The 14,859-nt window shown below is 66.1% G+C and carries 16 protein-coding genes; 7 read left to right on the forward strand and 9 right to left on the reverse strand.

All coding sequences use genetic code 11. The features are described 5' to 3' along the window. Positions 1 to 84 precede the first annotated feature (84 nt). The 4 genes from G4Z14_RS06170 to G4Z14_RS06185 form a co-directional block, all read right to left on the reverse strand. The gene (locus G4Z14_RS06170) at positions 85 to 282 is read right to left on the reverse strand and encodes a hypothetical protein (protein ID WP_164623905.1); all 198 of its coding nucleotides are present in this window, start codon (positions 280 to 282) and stop codon (positions 85 to 87) included. Positions 283 to 379: 97 nt separating this feature from the next. Further along, complete coding sequence (gene recR, locus G4Z14_RS06175) at positions 380 to 976, reverse strand: recombination mediator RecR (protein ID WP_164623906.1); 597 nt, start codon at positions 974 to 976, stop codon at positions 380 to 382. Positions 977 to 979: 3 nt separating this feature from the next. Further along, positions 980 to 1,324 (reverse strand): YbaB/EbfC family nucleoid-associated protein, encoded by a 345-nt coding sequence (locus G4Z14_RS06180; protein WP_164623907.1) that lies wholly within the window; start codon positions 1,322 to 1,324, stop codon positions 980 to 982. A 66-nt stretch (positions 1,325 to 1,390) separates the two neighbouring features. Further along, positions 1,391 to 3,145, reverse strand: a complete 1,755-nt coding sequence (locus G4Z14_RS06185) for a DNA polymerase III subunit gamma/tau (RefSeq protein WP_164623908.1) — start codon at positions 3,143 to 3,145, stop codon at positions 1,391 to 1,393. 70 nt (positions 3,146 to 3,215) lie between these two features. Here G4Z14_RS06185 and G4Z14_RS06190 point away from each other — a divergent pair, with 70 nt between their 5' ends. Together G4Z14_RS06190 and mog are read left to right on the forward strand one after the other, a co-directional pair. Beyond that, complete coding sequence (locus G4Z14_RS06190; protein WP_164623909.1) at positions 3,216 to 3,677, forward strand: phosphatase domain-containing putative toxin; 462 nt, start codon at positions 3,216 to 3,218, stop codon at positions 3,675 to 3,677. Between the two features lie 47 nt (positions 3,678 to 3,724). Continuing rightward, complete coding sequence (gene mog, locus G4Z14_RS06195) at positions 3,725 to 4,252, forward strand: molybdopterin adenylyltransferase (protein WP_164623910.1); 528 nt, start codon at positions 3,725 to 3,727, stop codon at positions 4,250 to 4,252. Positions 4,253 to 4,368: 116 nt separating this feature from the next. Here the strand turns inward: mog and G4Z14_RS06200 are convergent, their stop codons facing one another. After that, the gene (locus G4Z14_RS06200; protein ID WP_164623911.1) at positions 4,369 to 4,758 is read right to left on the reverse strand and encodes a DUF4864 domain-containing protein; all 390 of its coding nucleotides are present in this window, start codon (positions 4,756 to 4,758) and stop codon (positions 4,369 to 4,371) included. 96 nt (positions 4,759 to 4,854) lie between these two features. Continuing rightward, entirely contained in the window at positions 4,855 to 6,435 is a 1,581-nt protein-coding gene (locus G4Z14_RS06205; RefSeq protein WP_164623912.1) for a lysine--tRNA ligase, read from the reverse strand. Between the two features lie 111 nt (positions 6,436 to 6,546). Between G4Z14_RS06205 and G4Z14_RS06210 the strand changes: the two genes are divergently transcribed. Beyond that, positions 6,547 to 6,966, forward strand: coding sequence for a tellurite resistance TerB family protein (locus G4Z14_RS06210; RefSeq protein ID WP_164623913.1), 420 nt, complete (start codon positions 6,547 to 6,549; stop codon positions 6,964 to 6,966). Between the two features lie 28 nt (positions 6,967 to 6,994). Here G4Z14_RS06210 and G4Z14_RS06215 read toward each other — a convergent pair whose 3' ends face one another. Together G4Z14_RS06215 and G4Z14_RS06220 are read right to left on the reverse strand one after the other, a co-directional pair. Next, complete coding sequence (locus G4Z14_RS06215) at positions 6,995 to 7,627, reverse strand: HAD family hydrolase (protein ID WP_164623914.1); 633 nt, start codon at positions 7,625 to 7,627, stop codon at positions 6,995 to 6,997. Between the two features lie 39 nt (positions 7,628 to 7,666). Next, entirely contained in the window at positions 7,667 to 9,487 is a 1,821-nt protein-coding gene (locus tag G4Z14_RS06220; protein ID WP_164623915.1) for a bifunctional 2',3'-cyclic-nucleotide 2'-phosphodiesterase/3'-nucleotidase, read from the reverse strand. Between the two features lie 283 nt (positions 9,488 to 9,770). On the opposite strand from G4Z14_RS06220, the gene nudC reads away from it, so the two are divergent. Both nudC and G4Z14_RS06230 read left to right on the forward strand, forming a co-directional pair. Continuing rightward, entirely contained in the window at positions 9,771 to 10,724 is a 954-nt protein-coding gene (nudC, locus tag G4Z14_RS06225; RefSeq protein WP_164623916.1) for an NAD(+) diphosphatase, read from the forward strand. A gap of 52 nt (positions 10,725 to 10,776) precedes the next feature. After that, positions 10,777 to 11,253 carry an SRPBCC family protein gene (locus G4Z14_RS06230; RefSeq protein WP_164623917.1) on the forward strand — a complete coding sequence of 159 codons (477 nt, stop codon included), beginning with the start codon at positions 10,777 to 10,779 and terminating at the stop codon, positions 11,251 to 11,253. A 36-nt stretch (positions 11,254 to 11,289) separates the two neighbouring features. On the opposite strand, the gene G4Z14_RS06235 is transcribed toward G4Z14_RS06230, so the two are convergent. Continuing rightward, the gene (locus G4Z14_RS06235; RefSeq protein WP_164623918.1) at positions 11,290 to 12,120 is read right to left on the reverse strand and encodes a prephenate dehydratase; all 831 of its coding nucleotides are present in this window, start codon (positions 12,118 to 12,120) and stop codon (positions 11,290 to 11,292) included. 145 nt (positions 12,121 to 12,265) lie between these two features. Here G4Z14_RS06235 and G4Z14_RS06240 point away from each other — a divergent pair, with 145 nt between their 5' ends. Together G4Z14_RS06240 and G4Z14_RS06245 are read left to right on the forward strand one after the other, a co-directional pair. After that, positions 12,266 to 12,790: a c-type cytochrome gene (locus G4Z14_RS06240; protein ID WP_164623919.1), complete on the forward strand. Its 525-nt coding sequence runs from the start codon at positions 12,266 to 12,268 to the stop codon at positions 12,788 to 12,790. A gap of 158 nt (positions 12,791 to 12,948) precedes the next feature. Continuing rightward, on the forward strand, positions 12,949 to 14,856 hold the full coding sequence (locus G4Z14_RS06245; protein WP_164623920.1) for an extracellular solute-binding protein: 1,908 nt from the start codon (positions 12,949 to 12,951) through the stop codon (positions 14,854 to 14,856). Positions 14,857 to 14,859 lie beyond the last annotated feature (3 nt).

The following is a 14,859-nucleotide window of genomic DNA, read 5'->3' on the forward strand; positions in this document are numbered from 1 at the left end:
CGAGTAGAGATAACCTAGCCCGCGCTATATGGGGGCGAAAGGCTTGTGGATCAAGGGGATTCTCAGAACCCCCGGTTGCGCGGGTCAGGCGTGTTCCACAATGAGGTCAGCGTCAGGTTGGCGGGCGGTGAGGGCGACGCCGATCAGGGTCAGCGCGATTGCGGCCCCGCCGAGCGACCAGAGCGCCAGCGCCAGAAGCCAGCTTGCGTTGAACAGGACCAGGGCGACAAGGGCCATCACAAGGCCCGCCATGCCGCCGAAAATCATCGCAACAGTCGCCATCTTGGCCTCCCGCGTCCGATAGGTCTTGGTCTGTTCCCGGATTGCGGCGAGAACGTGGCGGAAAGGCGGAGACTTTGTGGGGCCTGCCCGCAGGACTTCAGAACCGGCGGCGGGCGCGCAGGGCCGCACCAATGGTGCCGTCGTCCAGATAGTCCAGCTCGCCCCCGACCGGCACGCCTTGCGCAAGGCTGGTGATCTGCGCGGCAGAGCCGGCCAATGCGTCGGCGATGTAATGCGCCGTCGTCTGGCCATCCACCGTGGCGTTCAGCGCCAGAATCACTTCGCGCGTGCCTTCGCTGGCCACGCGCGCGACCAGACGGGGAATGCCAAGTTCGTCCGGCCCGACCGAATCGAGCGCCGACAGCGTGCCGCCGAGAACGTGGTAGCGGCCTTTGAAGGCCTGGCCGCGTTCCATCGCCCAAAGGTCGGCCACATCTTCCACGACGCAAATCTCGCCCGTGGCGCGGGCCGGATCGGCGCAGATCGGGCACAGCTCTGAGGTGCCGATATTGCCGCAGACCATGCAATCGCGGGCGTTCAGCGCCACATTGGCCATGGCCTGCGCCAAGGGCGCCATCAGCTGCCCGCGTTTCTTGAGCAAGGCCAGCACCGCGCGCCGCGCCGACCGTGGCCCGAGGCCCGGCAACCGCGCCATCAGGTCGATCAGCGCCTCGATGTCACGGGTGTCGTCCATGGCTCAGAACGGCAGTTTGAAGTCGGGCGGCAGGCCAAGACTTTGCGTCAGCTTGCCCATTTCCTGCTCGGTCCGCGCGGCGGCCTTGGCCTGTGCATCGTTCAGCGCGGCAAGGATCAGGTCTTCGATGACCTCCTTTTCCGAAGGCACAAGGATCGACGGATCGATGTCCAGCCCGGTGATCTGCCCCTTGGCGGTGGCGCGGGCCTTCACCAGCCCTGCGCCGGCTTCGCCGATCACCACGATGCGCGCCAGCTCCTGCTGCAATTCGCCCATCTTGACCTGCGCGTCCTGCGCCGCCTTCATCATCTTGGCCATGTCGCCAAGCCCGCCCAAGCCTTTCAGCATCTGGTCACTCCGGTTGTTCGGCCCACAAGATAGGCGCAGGGGGAAGGGCGGGCAATACGGGTGCGGTCAGGAATCCTCGAACGGATCCCATTCATCCTCGACCTCGGGCAGCGCCTCGGCTTGTGCGGCGGCGGCCATCGCCTCGGGCGTGCGGATTTCGGCGATCTTCGCCCCGGGGAAGGCGGTCAGCACGGCCTGGACCAGCGGATTTTCCAGCGCCTCGGCCCGGGCGGCATTCTCTTCGGCATCGCGCTCTTCGGCAAGGGTGGGGGCGCCGCCCTCATTGACCACCGAAATGCCCCAGCGGCTGCCGGTCCAGCCCTGCAGGCGCTGCGACAGCCGCGCGGCCAGATCGGCGCGCGCCAGCGGGCTGGGCTGGAATTCGATCCGGCCGGGGGCATAGCGCACCAGCTTCAGCCCGTCCTCAACCTCTTTCAAAAGCAGCATGTCGCGTTTCTCGCGGATCAGGTCCACGACATGCTGGAAGGTCGGCAAGGCCATCGCCGGGGCCTGCGCCAGCGCCGTCGCCTGCCCGCCCATCATGGTCGGGCCACGCATCGGGGCCATTGAGGCGCCCAGCATCGGGGCATGCAGCGTCCCGCCATTCGAGCCGCCATAAGTGCCGCCCGCCATCCCGGTTCCGGGCGTTGGCGCCGGCTGCGATTGCAGCTTTTTCACCAGCGTCTCGGGGTCGGGCAGGTCGGCGACATGGGTCAGCCGGATGACGGCCATTTCGGCGGCCATCATGGCGTTGGGGGCCAGCGCCACCTCCTCGATTGCCTTCAAGAGCATCTGCCACATGCGCGACAGCACCCGCATCGGCAGCCGCCCCGCCATCTCCAGCCCGCGCGTGCGTTCCTCGGGCGGGGTTGTCGGGTCTTCGGCGGCCTCGGGGGTGATCTTGATGACCGAAATCCAGTGGGTGATCTCGGCCAGATCGCGCAGCACCGCCATCGGGTCCGCCCCGTCGGCATATTGCGCGGCCAGTTCGGCCAGCGCCTCGGGCGCGGCGCCCCGCATGATCATGTCAAAAAGGTCCAGAACCCGGCCGCGGTCGGCCAGCCCCAGCATGGCGCGCACCTGATCGGCGCCGGTTTCCCCCGCGCCGTTGGAAATCGCCTGATCCAGAAGGCTGGTGGCATCGCGGGCCGAGCCTTCGGCGGCCCGGGTGATCAGCGCCAGCGCGCCTTCGGTGATCGTCGCGCCTTCGCCCGCGGCGATCTTCGACAGCAGCGCCATCATCACCTCGGGCTCGATCCGTTTCAGGTCGAAGCGCTGGCAGCGCGACAGAACTGTCACCGGCACCTTGCGGATCTCGGTGGTGGCGAAGATGAATTTCACATGCGCCGGCGGTTCCTCCAGCGTCTTCAACAGCGCGTTGAAGGCGGCGGTCGACAGCATGTGCACTTCGTCGATGATATAGACCTTGAAGCGCGCCGATGCGGCCCGATAGTGAACGGAATCAATGATTTCCCGGATATCTCCGACGCCGGTGCGGGAGGCGGCATCCATCTCCATCACATCGACATGGCGGCCCTCGGCAATCGCCCGGCACGGTTCGCACTTGCCGCAAGGCTCGGTCGTCGGTCCGCCGGCGCCATCGGGGCCGACACAGTTCAGCCCCTTGGCAATGATGCGGGCGGTGGTGGTCTTGCCGGTGCCGCGGATGCCGGTCATGATGAAGGCATGCGCGATGCGGTCGGCGGCGAAGGCGTTCTTCAGCGTGCGCACCATCGCCTCTTGCCCGACCAGATCGGCAAAGGTTTCGGGGCGGTATTTGCGGGCAAGAACCTGATAGGCTTGCTCGGGCGTGTCGGACATGATGCCTCGCGGGATTCGTCGCGAGCCAGACTAGGCGCTTGCAGGGCAGAGGTAAACCGGAAGGGCTGGGATGGAGATTGCCGGGATCGAGATTGCCGGGCGCATGCGGGGGATCTGCCCGATGCCGGGACGGACGGGCGATTATGCCGGTGACCTTGCCGCGCTTCTGTCCTGGCAACCGGCGCTGGTGGTGACGCTGGCGGAGGCGGGCGAGATGGTCGCACGCGGCGCGGCATCCCTGCCGGCCGATCTGGCTGCAGCGGGGGTGGCGTGGCTGCACCTGCCGATCCCCGATTTCGGTACACCGCCTCGGGCCTTGCGCGCAGGCTGGCCCGAGATATCCCGGCGCCTGCTCGGGGCCGACCGCATGATCGTGCATTGCATGGGGGGGTGCGGGCGGTCGGGGATGATCCTGTTGCGGCTGATGATCGACGCCGGTGAAGCCGCCGAGACCGCCCTTGCCCGCCTGCGCGCTGCCCGGCCCTGCGCGGTGGAGACCAAGGCGCAGATGGCCTGGGCCTTTGGGGCTTGAAGCCCGCGCCATTCGGCGCGAAGGGTAGCAAAAGACCGGAGTTTGCCATGGCAAAGATCGCCATCCTGACCGTTTCCGACCGAGCGAGCCGCGGCGAGTATGAAGACCGCGGCGGCCCGGCCTGCGAGGACTGGCTGCGCCGCGTCGTCACCAGCCCGGTCGAGATCCTGCGCCGGATCACCCCGGACGGCCGGGCCGAGGTGGCCGCCGCGCTGACCGATCTGGCCGACAGCTGGGGCGCCGATCTGATCCTTGCCACCGGTGGCACCGGCCCTGCGCCCCGCGACCAGACGCCCGAAGCGGTGGCCGATGTCATCAGCTTTGACCTGCCGGGCTTTGGCGAGGCGATGCGGGCGGCCAATGGCAAGGTGGTGGCGACCGCCATCCTGTCGCGACAAGGCGCGGGGGTGCGGGGCCGCACGCTCATCATCACCCTGCCGGGCAGCCCGAATGCGATTTCCACGAGCCTTGAGGCGGTGTTCGCGGCCGTGCCCTATTGTCTCGACCTGATCGGCGCGGGACGGATCGAAACTGACCCGGCGCTCGTCAAGGCCCATCGTCCCAAGGGGGCGTGACCAGGGCGATTTCCCTGCGGAAATCGCTTGCGGAATTCCGGAGAATTCCGCCCTGTCCGCCGCACACCGACTGGCCCCGGGCGATTTCCCGACGGAATTCGCAGGAATTCCGTGGCTCAGGTGCCGGTCCCTGCGGCTTGCAGAAGCAGCACGGCGTTGATCTTCCAGCCGTCGGCGGTTTCCACCATCTGATAATCCAGCAGATAGGTCCGGCCGATGCCGTCGGTCAGCATCACCCGCTGCCAAAGGGTACCTGCCACCTCGCGCAGCCCCAGCATCTTCACCGCCGCGGGGCGGTGGACCATGGGATAACCGTGCGCCACCATGCGGCCAAAGTTCTCCGGAGTGCCGAAGAGGGCCTGGATGGAGGGCGATGCGAAGGTGAAGGCGGTGGCGAAATCATCGACCTTCAGCGCCTGAAGCTGGCTTTCGATGGTGGACCGGATCGGGGCCTCTTGCGCCGTGGCAGGCAGCGCGAAGAGCAGGCAGGCAAGGATGATGCGCATGAAACCCTCCCTTTGCGTAGCAGGGAAGGTAGGGCGAATTCAGAAAAGGAAATGCCCGGACCTCGCGGTCCGGGCCCCGTTGTGCCTGCGCCGGGTTCAGCCGACCAAGGCGCCGGACAAGCCCTTGTCGATCAGGGCGATGCTTTCCTCGATCCCATAGAGCGCAATGAAACCGCCGAAGCGCGGGCCGTCGGAGGCACCCAGCAGCACCTCGTAGAGCGCCTTGAACCAGTCGCGCAGCGGCTCGAAGCCGTGGTCCTTGCCGACGGCGAAGACCATGGATTGCAGCGCCTCGTCATCCAGCCCGCCGGTCCAGCCGGACAGCCGGGCGCGCAGGTCTGCCATGGCGGCGCGTTCGGCGTCGGTCGGCGGGCGGAACTTCCGCGTCGGCGCGATCTTGTCGGCATAGTAGCGCACGGCAAAGCCGGCGGCGGCGTCGAGATCGGGGTTCTTCTCGGGCGAGGCCTCGGGGGCATAGCGCTTGATGAAGCCCCAGAGCCCCTTGGCATCCTTGGCGCCCGCCACCGAGGCGAGATTCAGCAGCATGGAGAACGGCACCACCATATGCGAGGCCGGCGGCTTGCCGTTGTGGATGTGCCAGACCGGGTTGTTGGCCTGTGCGTCGATGTCTTGCGTCGGATAGGCGCGCAGTTGCTGGTGGTATTCGTCCACCGCGCGCGGGATCACGTCAAAATGCATCCGCTTGGCGGTTTTCGGCTTTTGATACATGAAATAGGACAGGCTTTCGGTCGCCGCATAGCTCAGCCATTCGTCGATGGTCAGGCCGTTGCCCTTGGATTTCGAGATCTTCTGGCCGACATCGTCGAGGAACAGCTCATAGGTCATGTGGTTGGGCTTGCGCCCGCCCAGAACCTCGCAAATCCCGTCATAGATCGGGGTATTGGTCGAATGGTCCTTGCCATACATTTCAAAGTCGACATCCAGCGCGGCCCAGCGGGCTCCGAAGTCGGGCTTCCATTGCAGCTTCACATGGCCGCCGGTGACGGGCAGGGTCCATTCGCGACCGTCCTCGTCATCGAAGGTGATGGTGTGGTTCACCGCGTCCACGTTCTTCATCGGCACATAAAGCACCCGGCCGGTTTCGGGGTGGATCGGCAGGAAGCAGGAATAGGTCTGCTGGCGTTCGTCGCGCAAGGAGGCCAGCATGATCTTCATGATGGCGTCATAGCGTTCGGTCGCCAGTTTCAGCGTGTCGTCGAAGCGGCCGGACTTGTAGAATTCGGTTGCCGAGATGAACTCGTATTCGAAGCCGAAGGTGTCGAGGAAGCGGCGCAGCATGGCGTTGTTGTGGTGGCCGAAGCTGTCGAACTCGCCATATGGGTCGGGCACCGAAGTCAGCGGCTTTTGCATGTGCTGGCGCAGCATGTCCTGCTGCGGCACATTTTCCGGCACCTTGCGCATGCCGTCGACGTCGTCGGAAAAGCAGATCAGCCGGGTCGGGATGTCGGAAATTACCTCGAAGGCGCGGCGGATCATCGTGGTGCGGGCCACTTCGCCAAAGGTGCCGATATGGGGCAGGCCCGAGGGGCCATAGCCGGTTTCGAACAGCACATAGCCCTTTTCCGGGGCCTTCTTTTCGTAGCGTTTGAGAACGGCGCGGGCTTCTTCGAAAGGCCAGGCCTTGGACTTCATCGCGGCATCACGGAGCGCGGTCATGGTCATTTCCTCAAACGCCGCCGAAACCCCATGTTCTGGCGGGTTTTCGTGCCATATTGCCATGGGCGCGGGCCGTCAATAATCTCGCCGCAGATGCAAAGGGATTTGATCATGTCTGATACGGCGGCGATGTCACCTCAGGATGCACTGGTGGCGGTGATGGTGGCCGCTTCGGCGAGCGACCAGAACATGCGCACGGCGGAACTGGTGGCCATTCAGCGCATGGTCAACCACATGCCGATCTTTGCCGAATATGACGCCGACCGCATCCGCCGCATCAGCCAGACGGTCTTTGACCTGTTCGAAGAGGAGGACGGGCTGGATGCGCTGTTCGGCCTGATCCGCGAGGCGCTGCCCGAGCGGCTGAACGAAACTGCCTATGCGCTGGCCTGCGATGTGGTCACGGCCGACGGCAAGCACTCGCAGGTCGAGTTGCGCATGCTGGAGGAGGTGCGCGAGGAGCTGCACATCGACCGGCTGCATGCGGCGGCGATCGAATGGGGCGCGCGGGTGCGCCACATGACGCCCTGAGCGGCGACGCCGCAAGGCGGGCAAGGGGTCAGGCCGTAAGCCCGGCCATGCGCGCACCCTGCAGCAGGTCGCTGGCAAGGTGATGCGACCAGCGGCCAGTGACCGGGCCGACATCCGGCACCTGCACCACGGTGCAACCGGCGCGGTGTGCAGCCTCTGCCCCGGTTTCGCTGTCTTCGAACACCAGACAACGCGCGGGGGACACCCCCAGCCGTTCCGCAGCCAGCAGGTAGGGTTCGGGCGAGGGCTTGGGCCGGGTTACATCGGCCAGCGTCACCACAGTGGCAAAATGCTGTCTCAGCCCGGTCACCCGCAGCTTGTGATGCGCCTCGGCCTCGCCTGACGAGGTGACAAGCGCCATGGGGCAATGGCGGGCTTGCAGCAGGTGCAGCGCGCCGGGTTTCAGCGGCAGGTCGCGGTCGATGGCAGCGGAAAAGGCGTGATGCCAGCGGTCCTGAAGGCCCTTCTGGTCCAGCGTCGGCAAGGCCGCCCCGATGATGCCGGCCGCAGTGGGAAGATCGACGCCGACTAGGCGCTGCATGAAGCTGCGGTCAACCGGGTGGCCCATGGCGGCAAAGGCGGCCATGCCGGTGGTCAGCGCCACGGTTTCGGTGTCGATCAGGGTGCCGTCCAGATCGAAAAGCAAGGCGTCGTAGGACATGGGCCAACCCGTTTGCGCGTCGATGAGCGCCTTAGCCGATCAAAGTCGCAGGCGAAAGCGCAGAAAGCCCGTGGGTTGCAGGCCCATGACCTCGAGCCCGGCGATGTCCTTGGCAAGTTCCGCCGCCCCGGGCGCGGTGTCGAAGGTAACGGTTGTGCCGGGCATGGGTGCAAACCCCCAGTCGGCGGCGCCAGTCGGGGCGACGCGGCCGGTCTGCGCCACATGGTCTTGCAGGATGCGCCGCAGGTGCCGGGCCTGCTCCAGCACCACGCGGGCGGGCTCGGTGCCGGCAAAGCCCGCGCCGCCGCTGGAGCGATAGCTGTTGGTGACCAGCACGAATTCTTCATCCGGGGCGACCGGCCGTCCCAGACGGGACATCCCGGTCACGCGCCGGGAGGCGGGATTGACCTGGCGGCCAAGGCAGTCGAAGCGCGCGGGCTGCGACAGGTCGATGCGGAAGGTCAGGCCGTGGATCATGTCAAAGTTGTAGGCCGGGAAATCGGGGTCGATCAGCGGGCTGTCCTCGGTGCCCGGGGCAATCCGGTTGAACAGGCTGACCGAGCGTTCAAGCCAGTCGGCCAGCTCACGCCCGGTGATCCGCAATGCCACCGGGCTGTTGGGGTGGATGTAAAGGTCGGCGATGTTGCGGGCCGTCAGCGGGCCGGGCGGGATCGCGGTATAGTTTCCCGGCCCGCCCCGCCCTCCGGCCTTGAAGGGCGCGACCGCAACCAGCATCGGCAAGGCGGCCTCGGGCTTTCCGTTCAGCGCGCGGCGCATGTTCCGCATCTGCGCCTCGGCCAGCAGGGTTTGCACCGGGCTGTGGCCGATCAGCGCGAAATAGGAGTGCAACGCAACCGCGCATTCCCCGACCGGAATCGCGGCCTGCGCGCGCATCGCCGCAAGATCTTCGGCCGCCGAGGCGGCAATCGCCGCGTCGGTCTGGACAAGGGCCTCGACCAGCCCCTGCGGGCCGCGACGACGCGAGACGGGACGCACTTCGGTCCGGTGGCCCGCCACGCGCCAGCCCGACCCGTCATGATCCAGCGACAGGTCGATCACCCCAAGATGCGAGCCGAAGAAACCCGGCATCACCAGCGGCCGTGCCGGCCGGCCCCCGCCTTCGCCGGGAAAGGCCTGATGGGTATGGCCGGCAATCACCGCGTCGATCCCGTCGAGCGCGCTGAGGGCTGCCGAGACATTCTCGTCCGCATCCTCGCACACCCCGTCGCCAAGGCCGGAATGCGACAGGGCGATCACCAGATCGGCCCCGGCCCGGCGCAGGCGTGGCACCTCGGCGCGGGCCGCGGCCAGAATTCCGCGCGCGGCCAGCGTGCCGGCCATGTGCCGCCGTTCCCACAGCGCGGTCTGGGGCGGCAGGAAGCCAAGGACACCGATCACCAGCCGGTGCTGCTGGCCGTGCTGATCGGTCAGAACGCGGTGCAGCAGGATCTGGCGCGGCAGGTAGGCACGCCGTTTGCCATCTGCCGGGTTGATCCGGTCAAGGTTGGTGGCCACAACCGGAAACTCGGCCTGCGACAGCGCCCGACGCAGATGCCCCAGCCCGTTGGACAATTCGTGATTGCCCAGCGTCGCGGCGTCATAGCCCAGCCGGTTCATTCCCGCGATCATGGGGTGACGATGGCTGCGGTCCTGTTCGGCGACCTCGGTGGCGTGGTCTGACAGCGGACTGCCGTTCAGGAAATCGCCATTGTCCAGAAGCAGACTGCCCGGCACCTCGGCGCGGGCCTGGGCGATCAGGCTGGCCACCTGCGCCAACCCGCGATCGGGCGCGGGGCGGTCGGCGAGGTCATCCCAGGGCAGGATATGGGCGTGCAGGTCAGAAGTGGCAAGCAAACGCAAGAGCAGGCGCGGCCTTTCCTTGTCCGGCGTCAGGGAGGGGTCTGCAAACGGCTCGGGAAGGGAATGTTGCGTTCTCACCATCGACCTTTCAGGATCACGCGGCACCGGCTTGGGCGCATCTTGCAGGGATGTCGCAAACTGGCTTTGATCCAGATGAATTCTGGCAACAATTTTCTCCCTTTAGTTGCAAAAATGACAATCCTGTCGCCTGAGATCAGGATTTGATCTTGCGGGCCGCTTCGTGCCAGATGCCGCGGCGGGAACCGGCTTGGGGATGGCGGACATGCACGACGACGCGACGCTTGTCTTCGGAGCCTCCGGGCTTGACCGTGCCGCTGCCCTGCGGGCGAAACCGGAGGAGATCGCCCGCGCCTGGGCGGTGGGCCGCGTGCTGCCGGTCTGGCGCGGCAAGCCTCTGTTTGCGGCAGAGGGCGCGCTGTGCTGGGTCGGCCCGGACCATCCGGTACTGGCAGGCAGCGCGCCGGCGGTCTTTCTGGGGCTTGAGGAAGACGGGCAGGCAAGCTTTGCCGCCGACCTGTCCGACTGGGAGCCGGAAAGCGGCGAGACGGCCGAGCAGTCCTTCTTCGATCAAAGCCGCCAGCCGCATCCCGCGCTTGGGTCAGGTCCGGGGTTCGAGGATCTGCGCAACGCCATGACCCGGCTTGCCCCGCGCGAGGCCGAGCTTGCCGCCACGGCGCGGGCCGTGCTGCACTGGCATCGGTCGCACCGGTTCTGCGCCGCCTGCGGCGCGCGGTCCGAGATGGCGCAGGCCGGTTGGCAAAGGCTTTGTCCGGCCTGTGGCGCGCAGCATTTCCCGCGCACCGATCCGGTGGTCATCATGCTGGTGACGCATGGCAACCGGGTGCTGCTGGGCCGCAATGCGGTCTGGCCCGAGGGGATGTATTCGCTGCTGGCAGGGTTCGTCGAACCGGGCGAGACGGTCGAGGCGGCGGTGCGCCGCGAAGTGCTGGAGGAAACCGGCGTCCGGGTCGGTCCGGTGCGCTATCTGGCAAGCCAGCCCTGGCCCTTTCCCGCCAACCTGATGCTTGGCGCGCAGGGCGAGGCGGTCTCGGACACCATCACGCTTGATCCGGCGGAGTTGCAGGACGCGCTTTGGATCGGCCGGGAGGAGTTGCTTCAGGTCTTTGCCGGTCGGCATGCGCGGATCAGGCCGCCGCGAAAAGGCGCGATTGCCGAGTTTCTGATGCGCAATTGGCTTGCGGATCGGCTGCGTTGACGCCAGATTCCCGCCACCATGCGGCCCCGCCGCCCGAGCAGACGGATGGAAGATGAAACTGGCCACCAAGAAAGACATCGAAGCTCCGATTGCACAGGTCTGGGCCGCGGTGTCCGATCATGAGGCCTGGGAGCGCGCCGCGATGCGCCGTGGCGTCGAGGTGGAGCGCACCGACAAACTGCGCAGCCCCGGTCCCGGCATGGCCTGGACCTCGCGCTTCAGCTTTCGCGGCCGGGACCGCAAGGCGGATCTGCAGGTGACCGAGATGACCGGCCCGGGCGCCATGGGGTTTACCGTGGTGTCGGATGCGATCGAAGCGGTCTCGCGCGTCGAACTGATCGAGATGAGCGCCAGGCGCACCCGCCTGCATCTGACCTCCGAGATCAAGCCGCGCTCGCTCGGCGCGCGGCTGTTCCTGCAATCGCTGCGCCTGGCCCGTGCCAAGGTGGAGCGGAAGTTCGATGCCAAGGTCGGTCAGCTTGCCGCCGATCTGGAAGCCAGGGCCAAGGCCATCGCGCGGCGCGGCTGAGGCGCCGACCCGCCTTTGGTTCCGCGGCCTTGCGGATCAGCCGCGCACGCGGTCCGAGGGGTAGACGCCCAGAATCTTCACCTTGGTGGTGAAATAGGCCAGTTCTTCCAGCGCCAGTTTCACGTTGGCATCCTCGGGGTGGCCTTCGATGTCGGCGTAGAACTCGGTGGCGGTGAAGGTGCCGCCGACCATGTAGCTTTCCAGCTTCGTCATGTTCACGCCATTGGTGGCAAAGCCGCCCATCGCCTTGTAAAGCGCCGCCGGAATGTTGCGCACCCGGAAGGTGAAGGTGGTGATCATCCGCTCGGCCCGGCGGGAATGGTCGGCCTCGCGCGCCATCACCAGAAAGCGGGTGGTGTTGTTCTTGTGGTCCTCGATGTGGCGGGCCAGCACGTCCAGCCCGTAGATCTTGGCGGCCAGCTCGCTGGCCAGCGCGGCGCGGGTCTTGTCGCCGGCCTCGGCCACTTCGCGGGCGGCGCGGGCATTGTCGGAGCTGACCTTGCCCTTGATGCCGTGGTCCTTCAGAAAGCCCGCGCATTGCGGCAGGATGACCACATGGCCATGGGCTTCCGTCACATTGTCCAGCTTGGCGCCCTTGACCCCCAGCAGGTTGACATGGACGCGCACGAAGGCCTCGTCCACGATATGCAGGCCGGCCTTCGGCAATAGCGAATGCACGTCGGCCACCCGGCCATAGGTGGAGTTTTCCACCGCCAGCACGCCCAGATCCACCGCGCCCGAGCGGGTCATTTCAACCACATCCTCGAAGGTCTGGCAGGGAACCGGGGTGAAGTCGGGTCTGGCCTGAGCGCAGGCCTGATGGGAATAGGCCCCAAGTTCTCCCTGAAATGCGATGCGCCCCGACATTTTCACAGGCTCCGTGACAAATTGGCCCGAATTGGGCGATTGGTCGCGCTACTACACCTTGAAACCGATATGGGGAAGCGGGTAGATAGCGCGGAATTCTGCAGTCAAGGCCAGCAGACAGGCCAGCCGAGAGGGAAGGCGAGACATGTTCGATACGATGACCGTGACCAAAGTGACCGGGGCCATCTGCGGCTCGCTTCTGGTTTACCTGTTTGCTTCCTGGGCGTCTGATGCGCTCTATGCCACCGCCCCTGCCGCCCATGGCGACGAGGAAGTGGCGCAGGCCTATTCCATTGACACCGGCGCCGAAGCGGCCACGACCGAGGCTGCCGCCGAAGGCCCGGCATTCGCCGATGTGTTCGCCGCTGCCGATGCCGCCGCTGGCGAGAAGGTGTTCGGCAAGTGCAAGGCCTGCCACAAGCTTGACGGCTCGGATGGCACCGGCCCGCACCTGAACGGCGTGGTGAACCGCGCCAAGGGGTCGGTTGGCGGTTTCGGCTATTCCGACGGGATGCTGGCGATGGCCAGCGAAAGCTGGACGCCGGAAAACCTCGATGCCTTCCTGACCAACCCCAAGGGCTATGTCGCCGGCACCAAGATGTCTTTCGCCGGTCTGCCCAAGGTCGAAGATCGCGCCAACCTCATCAAGTATCTCGAATCGAACCCCTGATCGCAGGACGGTTCCAACGGAAATGGCCGCCTTCGGGCGGCCTTTTTCGTTGCACGGCCCGGGCTTCACGCATTCGCGCCTTGTGAGGGGCGGGGGCGCGGACTAGATTCGGCCCAACGCGCCGGAACAGGCGCAGGCAGGCAAGGGAGAATACCGGCATGAGGCGCAGCAGCACGGCAGCAGCATCTTGGGATATCCGGGCCGTGGCGGCGTCGGGGTTGCTCGGGATCGCCTTGGCAGGTCTTGCGGGTCAGGCGCGGGCCGAAGAACCTGCGGTGATCGTCTCGCATGGCATCTCGACCTTCGGCGAGTTGAAGCTGCCGGCCGATTTCCCGCATCTGCCCTATGTCAACCCCAAGGCCCCCAAGGGCGGCGAGATCAGCCAATGGGCGCCCGGCACCTTCGACAGCGTCAACCCCTATACCATCAAGGGCGTGCCGGTGGCGCTGGGGCAGATCTTCTTCGAAAGCATCCTGAGCGGCACAGCCGACGAGATCGGCGCCGCCTATTGCAAGCTGTGCGAGACGATGGAATATCCCGAAGACCGCTCCTGGGTGATCTTCAATCTGCGCAAGGATGTCACCTTCTCGGACGGCACGCCGATGACCGCCGAGGATGTGGTGTTCAGCTATGAGCTGTTCCGCGACAAGGGGATTGCCGAGTTCCGCTCGGTCTTCAACGAGAAATTCCAGTCGGTCGAAGCGCTGGACCCTTACCGGGTGAAGTTCACCTTCACCCCCGGCACACCGTTCCGCGACATGCCGGCCACGGCGGGCGGGCTGACGATCCTGTCGAAGGCCGACTATGAGGGCAAGAAGCGCGATCTGGAGGAAAGCACGCTGGAGCCGTTCCTTGGCACCGGGCCCTATGTGCTGGACAGCATCCGCCCCGGTCAGCAGGTGGTCTACAAGCGGGATGAGGATTATTGGGGCGCGGCGCATCCGCTGTCAGTCGGGCAATTCAACTTCGATCGCATCCGCGTGGAGTATTTCGGGGACGATGCCGCGGCGCTGGAGGGCTTCAAGTCCGGCGACTACACCTTCCGCAACGAGAATTCGTCGAAGAACTGGGCCACCGCCTATGATTTCCCCGGCGTGACCAGTGGCCAGATCGTCAAGGCCACGCTGCCGTCCGGCGCCATTGCCTCGGGTCAGGCCTTCCTGTTCAACCTGCGGCGCGAGACGTTTCAGGACCCGCGCGTGCGGCAGGCCATCGGCCTGATGTTCAACTTCGAATGGTCGAACCAAACGCTGTTCTACGGGCTTTACCAGCGCATCAACTCGATCTGGGAAAACACCGCCATGGCCGCCAGCGGCCCGGCCAGCCCCGAAGAGACAGCGCTTCTGCAACCCTTGATCGACGAGGGGCTGCTGCCCGCCACGATCCTGACCGACGAGGCAGTGATGGCGCCGGTGTCCACGGTGGAAAAGGCGATGGACCGCAAGAACCTGCGCGCGGCCTCGGCGCTGCTGGACGAGGCGGGCTGGACGGTGGGCGAGGGCGGTCTGCGCCGCAACGCCAGGGGCGAGACGCTGAAGATCGAATTCCTTGAAGACAGCCCGTCCTTCGAGCGCGTCATCAGCCCCTATGTCGAAAACCTGCGGGCGCTGGGGGTGGATGCGCAACTGGTGATGGTCGACAGCGCCCAGCTGGTACAGCGCGTCGACCCGCCCGCCTTCGATTTTGACATCATCGTCGGCAATGCGGTGAATTCAGGCTATGAGCCGGGGGCCGAGCTGAAACAGGCCTGGGCCTCGGTGACGAAGGACAATTCCACCCGCAACCGCATGGGCTATGCCAATCCGGCGGTGGACCGGCTTCTCGATCTGGTCGAGGCGGCCACGACCCGCGAGGAGCTGGATGTGGTGGTGCAGGCGCTGGACCGGGTGCTGCGGTCGGAGCGGATCTGGGTGCCGCAGTGGTACAAGGCGGTTCACACCGTGGCCTATTACGACATGTATGAGCATCCCGAGACCCTGCCGCCCTATGGCTTGGGCGAGCTGGATTTCTGGTGGCTGAACCCCGAGAAAGAGGCCACCCTGCGTGCCGTCGGGGCGCTGAAGTAAGCG

It is taken from the genome of Tabrizicola oligotrophica (assembly GCF_011008935.1).
Taxonomy (GTDB): domain Bacteria; phylum Pseudomonadota; class Alphaproteobacteria; order Rhodobacterales; family Rhodobacteraceae; genus Tabrizicola_A; species Tabrizicola_A oligotrophica.